The sequence below is a fragment of the Kitasatospora sp. NEAU-CNBT7 genome, from assembly GCF_057220535.1.
In genome coordinates this window covers 40,353-46,702 of the sequence record NZ_JBXQQB010000032.1, presented here as the reverse complement: position 1 = coordinate 46,702, position 6,350 = coordinate 40,353, and the positions used below count along the sequence as shown (strand labels likewise).

Genomic DNA, 6,350 nt, shown 5'->3' with positions numbered 1-6,350 from the left:
CCCGCCGGACAGCTGCCCGGCGGACGGCCGCCCGGCGCGCCGTCAGATCAGGGCGAACGCACCGGCGGTCGCCGCCCCGAGCGCCGCGCCGGCCACGGTCTGCGCGGCCGAGTGGTACCCGAGCGCGACCCGGGACCAGCACACCGCGCCGACCGCCGGGTACGCGGCGAGCCACCACGAGGAGCCGACGGCGGCGAGCATCGCGACCACGGCGGAGGCGACCGCCGAGTCCACGCTGATCTTCCAGACGGTGTTGACCGCGAGCAGGCCGACCGTCATGCCCCAGAGCGCGAGCATTCCGACCAGGATGCCTTCCGGGGCGTGCCCCAGCAGCATCACCGCCGCGCCGGTCCCGATCGATCCGAGGATCACCAGGAAGATCGGTGTGCGCTTGGTGCGGTCGACGACGTGGCGGTCGCCCCAGGTGCCCCGCCGCCGCTCCCACTCGATGTAGGAGGCGGGGACGATCCCGGCGCACAGCGCGCCGAGCAGTCCCCACGGGGCGCCCCGCCAGCTTCCGGCCGCGGCGATCCCGAGGCCGGTCATCCCGGTGAGCAGGACGTTGCGGGGCTGGAGCAGGTCGGTGACGGTCCGTGCGACGGGGGGCCGGGCGGTCCCGGTGCGGGCGGTGGCGGTGCGGGCGGTGGCGGTCCCGGTACGGCTGGTGGCGGTCACGGCCGGACGGTGCGGCCGACGGTCGGCAGCACGAAGTCCTGGATCAGCCCCTTGGCGTCGCGGACCAGCGGGCGGAAGATCCGGTACCGGGACAGGTTGACCACCTTGGCCACCAGCGGGGTGCAGCGCTTGACGAAGGCCCGGGTCCGCTCGGTGTCCGGGGTGCGGTCGAAGACCCAGTAGAGCACCACGATCATCAGGTGCAGCCAGAGCAGGTCGGGCATCAGCTCGACCAGTTCGGCGTCCAGCTTGGGTGCCAGTTCGGAGCCGCTGAGGGTCTCCCGGAACAGCTCGACCGCGGTCGCCCGGGCCGGGTGCGACTCGTTCGAGAACGGGCTGAGCGGGCTGTCCGGGTCGGCCGCGGTCCTGAAGAACTGGGCGGCGAACTCGTGGTACGGCGCCGCACAGTCCACCCAGGAGGTCAGCGCGATCTCCAGTCGCTCCGCGAAGTCCTTGGTGTGGGCCATCCGCCGCCGGGCGTCGGCGGCGTGTTCGTACGTCATCCGGTCGTAGAAGCCCTGGATCAGGTACTCCTTGGACGCGAAGTAGTAGTACGCGTTGCCGACCGAGACCCCGGCCTCCTTGGCGATGGCGCGCATCGTGGTCTTGTCGTAGCCGCGCTCCTGGAACAGCCGCATGGCCGTCTCCAGGATCAGGGCCCTGGTCTGCTCGCTCTTGTCGGTCTTGGGCAGCGCCCGGCCGCCGCGGACCTCGCCGGCCGGGGCGGGCACGGGTCCCGTTCCGGCCGGCGCGTGCGCTGCGGCCCGGTCGCCGCCCCCGCTCTCCCCGGTCACCTCGGTCGCGCCGGTCTCCCCGGTCGCTCCGGTCACCTCGGTCTCCCCGGTGGAGCCGGGTCGCCTGCTGTCGCCCTGCGTCGATGCCACGTCGTCCACGGTCCCTGAGCCTAGCCGGGTACGGCGCAGGTCCCCGAGTCGCAAGCCGATCCCGCCCCGCCGGGCCGGGCCGTACCGGATGACCCCTGTACATCCGGTACGGCCCGGCCGACCCCCGTGGCCGAGCGGTACCTGGCGGCGGCGAAGGCCGCCGCCCTGGCGAGCGGCAGGCCAGCCGGCGTGGCGAGCCGCCCGGCGAGCGCCCGGTGGCCGGAGAGCGCCCAGAGGCAGGCGACGAAGGCGGGTGCCCCGCGCCAGACCTCGCCGGTGTCGGCGACGACGGTGATCTCGCCGAGCGAGGCGTCGTGGTCGAGCCCGGGGTACCGGGCCCGGGCCGCGGGCCCGGCCACCGCGAGGAACTCCAGCGGTACCAGCTGGTGCTGGCTGCGCAGCCAGGCGGTGAGCTGCCGGCAGAGCCCGCAGTCCGGGTCGTGCAGCACGGTCAGCCGGCGCACCGGCGGCGGGCCGCCGGGCTGCGCGGTCGACGGTCCCACGGCCGGACCCCGCTCAGGCCTGGCCGGGCCAGGGCCCGGCCATCGGGGCGCCGGGCAGCACGGTCTGCGGGGCGAGCGGCGGCCGCTGCTGCCGGTCCAGGCTGCCCCGGCGGCGGATCCGGTTGAGCACGTAGACGTTGCCGAGGTGCATCACCCCGAGCAGCAGGAGGACGGTGCCGAGCTTGTAGGAGAGCGCGTCGAAGACGCCCTGGATATCGCCGACCGTGTCGCCGTTGCGCATCCAGAGGGCGACGAAGCCGAGGTTGATCAGGTAGAAGCCGACCACCAGCAGCTGGTTGACGGCGTCGGCCAGCCGGTCGTCGCCGGCGAACACGTCGGCCAGGAAGACCCGGCCGTTGCGGCTCAGCGTCCGGGCCACCCAGACCGTGACGCCGGTGGCGACCGGGAGGTAGGCGGCGTAGCTGACAACTGTGCAGTCCATCGGACCACTCCGTTTCGAACGTGTTCAAAACCTTGTGGGCATGACTCTAGGGGTTCTTTTGAACATGTTCAAGTGGGGGGTGTGCAAGGCTGGCGGCATGGAACCGGAGATCGTCATCCCGGAGCACGTCATCCCGGGGATCGTCATCAGGACGGGCGGTGAGGCCGACGCGGCGGCGGTCGCGGACCTGTACACCGCCAGCCGGCGGTCCGCCTACCGCGGCATCGTGCCGCCCGGCGCGCTCGACGACGCCGGGCGGGCCTGGCAGCGCGAGCTGTGGCAGCTACGGCTCGGCGCTTACTACGGCGAGCCGGCCGAGACCCCGGTCCTGCTGGTGGCCGAGCCGGCGCCGCACCCCCGTGTGGTGGCCGAGCCGGCGCCGCACCCCCGTGGCGAACGCCTGCGGGTTCAGCCGGCGGGCGTCCGGCCGGAGCCTCTGCCGGGCGGCGGACTGCTCGGCTTCGCGTACCTGGTGCCGGAGCCGGACGGCCGCGCGCTGCTGGACAACCTGCACGTCCGCCCCGGACACACCGGCGCCGGCATCGGGCGCCGCCTGCTGCGGGCGGCGCTGGCCGCCGCGGACGGCCCGGTCCGGCTGCACGTCCTGCGGGCCAACCACCGGGCGGTCGCGTTCTACCGGCGCGAGGGCGGGGTGCGCACGGCGGAGGGGGTGGCGGAGTTCCCGGGCGGGTTCCTGCTGCCCCAGGACGAGTACGGCTGGCCGGCGGCCGCCACCGGCGGTGGGGAGTTCGCCGAGCTTGGGGACGTCGCCGATCGTGCGGACGTCACCGAGCGTGGGGACGTCGCCGGTCGGGGTGGCGCCATCGCCAGTGGGGACATCACCGGTCGTCGGGACGTCACTGGTCGTAGACGGTGACCCGGACCCCGCGGGTGGTCAGCCGGGCGCGGACCATCGGCTCGACCAGGTCCCAGCGGCCGCCCGCCAGTCCGCAGCCGATCCGCGGCATGTGCACGGACGCACCCAGCAGCAGTGCCTCGGTGCCCAGCCGGGCCAGTGCGGTGTCGAGGGCCGGGTAGCGGACCGGTGTGCCCGTGGAGCGGCCGGTCCTGATGCCGCACTGGCCCACCATGTTGGCCACCCACAGGGTCGGGCCGACCCGCACGAGCTGCAGCGAGCCGAGGCCGAAGTCGTTGCGCGCCCGCTCCCGGTGCCAGCGCCGGTACGCCGCCTCCGGCTCGGGCCAGCGCCGGGACAGCGCGAGCACGAAGCCCTTGCCCCAGCGGCCCAGGTCGTTGCAGACGTGCGCGATCACCTTGACGCCCTTGGCCTGCGGGGCGGTGGCGTCACCGCGCAGGTACTCGATCGCCGCCTCCATGGACCGGACCCTAGCGGGAGGCACTGACACGGCGCCGACGCGCGCCTGACCGCCCGCTCGATCCGCCGCAGCGTCAGGCCGGTGCCGGTGCCGGTGCCGGTGCTGTCGCTGTCGCCGTCGCGGGCTCGGGTGCAGGCGCGGCCGGCTCGGACGGGTGGGTGGGCTCGGACAGGTGGGTGGGCTCGGAGGGGCGGGCGGGCCGGCGCAGGTGGCGGCGGCCGGCGGTGGCGGTCAGCAGGGCCAGTAGCGCGGCCGCGGCGGGTACCGCGTACCCGGCGCCGGGCGCGGCCCGTTCGGCGACCGCCCCGCCGAGCGCGGAACCGGCGGAGATCCCGGCGAGGATGCCCGCGACCGCGACCGCCATGCCCTCGTTGAGCTGCCGCGGCGGCAGCAGTTCCTGGATCAGCGTCATGCCGCTCACCATCGTGGGCGCCGTCCCGCACCCGGCCGCCAGCAGGGCCGCCGCGAGCGCCACCGGTCCGGCGCCCGCCAGCCCCGCGGCCAGCGGCAGGAGCAGCAGGACCGCCATCGCGCCGACCCCCGCCGTCAGCCGGGCGGCCGGCGGGCGGCGCGGCGGGCGCAGCCCGTACAGCAGACCGCTGACGCACGAGCCTGCTGCCACCAGCGCGAGCAGGACGCCCGCGAGTGGCCGGCGGCCGAGCGCGTCGGTGTAGGCGACGGTGGTGACCTCCAGCGAGCCGAACACCACCCCGGTGGCGAGGAACGTCAGCACCAGCACCCGCAGTCCGGCCGAGCGCAGGGGCGCCCGGGTGCCCGGCGGGACCGGCCGGACCGGCGGTTCGGTGGCGCGCCGGGCCGCGAACAGCAGCGCGCCGGCGGTGCCCAGCACGCCCGAGGCGAGCAGCGCGGCCTCGGGGGCGACCGCGGTGCTCAGCAGCATCGCCAGGACCGGGCCGGCCATGAAGCACAGTTCGTCCAGCGCCTGTTCGAGCGAGTTGGCGTGGTGGCGGGCCGCCGCGTCGTCCCGGTGGAGGTGCGCCCACCGGGCGCGGGCCATCCCGCCGAAGTTGGGCGCGCCGGCTCCGGCCGCCGAGCACACCAGGAGGGTCCAGTCGGGCGCGCCGCTGCGGACGCACACCACCAGCGCGGTGAGCGGCACCAGCCGGACCAGCGTCGCGGGCACGGTGACCCTGGCCTGGCCGTACCGGTCGACCAGCCGGCCGAGCAGTGGCATCCCCACCGCCCCGGCGACCACCCCGGCCGCGACCACCGCGCCCGCCAGCGCGTACGAGCCCCGCCGGTCGGCGACCAGGACCAGGGTGGCGACACCGTTCATGGTGAAGAAGAGCCGGGCCACCAGCCCGGACAGCGTGAAGGCGAGGGCGCCGGGAGCGGCGAGGACACGGCGGTACGGGGAAAACACGGGTCTCCAAGGGGGATCGGGTGGGTCCCCAGCCTCTCGGCGGGCCGCGCCCGCGGTCCAACACCTGTTCGGTGCGATTGACGCACCGGTGTTGTTAATCTCTGCCGCATGCCCGCCGACCTGCATCCCCGCCTGCTGCGCGGCTTCGTGGCGACCGCCGAGACCCTGCACTTCGGCCGGGCCGCCGAGCGGCTGCACCTCGCCCAGCAGGCGCTCAGCCGGGACATCCGGACCCTGGAACGCGCCCTGGGCGGCCCGCTGTTCCTGCGCTCCACCCGCAGCGTGGAGCTGACCGCGGCCGGGCTCGCGCTCCTGCCCAAGGCCCGGAGGCTGCTGGCCCTGCACGACGAGATCCTGACCGGCTCGCACGCCCGGCCGCTGCTGGTCGACCTCAACAGCGAGCCGGGCGGCCCCGATCCGGCCGAGGCGCGGGTGCTCGAAGCGGCCCGCCGGGCGCTGCCCGAGCAGGAGCTGCTGGCCCGCTTCCACGGCGGACTGGTGGCCGCCGCGGGCGAGTTGCTCGCCCACCGGCTGGACGTCTCGTTCGGCCGCTTCGCCGGGCTCCCGGCCGCACTGCGCGGCCAACTCGCGCACGTGCCGGTCCGGTTGGAGCGGATGGCGGTGATCCTGCCGGCGGACCACCCGCTCGCCGCACTGGCGGAGGTGCCGCTGCGCGCGCTGGCGGGCCACCCGGTGGACATCTGCGCGGGCAACCCGGCGACCAGCGAGTGGACCGATCTCGGCCGCCGGCTCCTCGACGAACACGGTCTGGTGGCCGCACCCGGACGGGCGCCCGCGGTCGGCCTGGGCGAGTTCGGCCGCTATCTGGCCAGGCACCGCGAACCGGTGCTCTCCACCACCGGCGGCCCGGAGATTCCCGGCGGGGTCACCCGCCCGCTGGTCGAGCCGGTCGCGTTCAGCCTGCTGGGGCTGGTCCACCGGCCGGACCTGCGGCACCCCGGGCTGACCGCGCTGTGCGCCGCTGCGGCCGAACTCGGCGCGGCGGAGGGCTGGTTGCGGCTGCCGCCGGGCAGCTGGCTGCCGTCCGAGGACGCGGCCCTGCTGCCCGGCGGCGGCCACCGGGGCCGGCCGTGACGGCCGGGCTGGCTGGCCCGGGTGGGCCGG

At 75.7% G+C, this 6,350-nt stretch carries 8 protein-coding genes; 2 read left to right on the top strand and 6 right to left on the bottom strand.

Annotated elements, in window-relative coordinates; translation table 11 throughout:
• Positions 1-42: 42 nt before the first annotated feature.
• The 4 genes from AC2TEW_RS31015 to AC2TEW_RS31000 form a co-directional block, all read right to left on the bottom strand.
• On the bottom strand, positions 43-675 hold the full coding sequence (locus tag AC2TEW_RS31015; RefSeq protein ID WP_484626657.1) for a hypothetical protein: 633 nt from the start codon (positions 673-675) through the stop codon (positions 43-45).
• The gene (locus tag AC2TEW_RS31010) at positions 672-1,406 is read right to left on the bottom strand and encodes a TetR/AcrR family transcriptional regulator (protein ID WP_484626703.1); all 735 of its coding nucleotides are present in this window, start codon (positions 1,404-1,406) and stop codon (positions 672-674) included. Before AC2TEW_RS31010 ends, AC2TEW_RS31015 begins: the two co-directional genes overlap by 4 nt.
• A gap of 173 nt (positions 1,407-1,579) precedes the next feature.
• Positions 1,580-2,062 (bottom strand): thiol-disulfide oxidoreductase DCC family protein, encoded by a 483-nt coding sequence (locus AC2TEW_RS31005; protein WP_484626656.1) that lies wholly within the window; start codon positions 2,060-2,062, stop codon positions 1,580-1,582.
• Between the two features lie 13 nt (positions 2,063-2,075).
• Entirely contained in the window at positions 2,076-2,504 is a 429-nt protein-coding gene (locus AC2TEW_RS31000; protein WP_484626655.1) for a hypothetical protein, read from the bottom strand.
• A 97-nt stretch (positions 2,505-2,601) separates the two neighbouring features.
• Here AC2TEW_RS31000 and AC2TEW_RS30995 point away from each other — a divergent pair, with 97 nt between their 5' ends.
• Positions 2,602-3,381: a GNAT family N-acetyltransferase gene (locus tag AC2TEW_RS30995; protein ID WP_484626654.1), complete on the top strand. Its 780-nt coding sequence runs from the start codon at positions 2,602-2,604 to the stop codon at positions 3,379-3,381.
• Here the strand turns inward: AC2TEW_RS30995 and AC2TEW_RS30990 are convergent.
• Complete coding sequence (locus AC2TEW_RS30990) at positions 3,362-3,841, bottom strand: macro domain-containing protein (protein ID WP_484626653.1); 480 nt, start codon at positions 3,839-3,841, stop codon at positions 3,362-3,364. The genes AC2TEW_RS30995 and AC2TEW_RS30990 overlap by 20 nt on opposite strands.
• A 73-nt stretch (positions 3,842-3,914) precedes the next feature.
• Positions 3,915-5,225: an MFS transporter gene (locus AC2TEW_RS30985; protein WP_484626652.1), complete on the bottom strand. Its 1,311-nt coding sequence runs from the start codon at positions 5,223-5,225 to the stop codon at positions 3,915-3,917.
• Between the two features lie 108 nt (positions 5,226-5,333).
• On the opposite strand from AC2TEW_RS30985, the gene AC2TEW_RS30980 reads away from it, so the two are divergent.
• The gene (locus AC2TEW_RS30980; RefSeq protein ID WP_484626651.1) at positions 5,334-6,320 is read left to right on the top strand and encodes a LysR family transcriptional regulator; all 987 of its coding nucleotides are present in this window, start codon (positions 5,334-5,336) and stop codon (positions 6,318-6,320) included.
• Positions 6,321-6,350 lie beyond the last annotated feature (30 nt).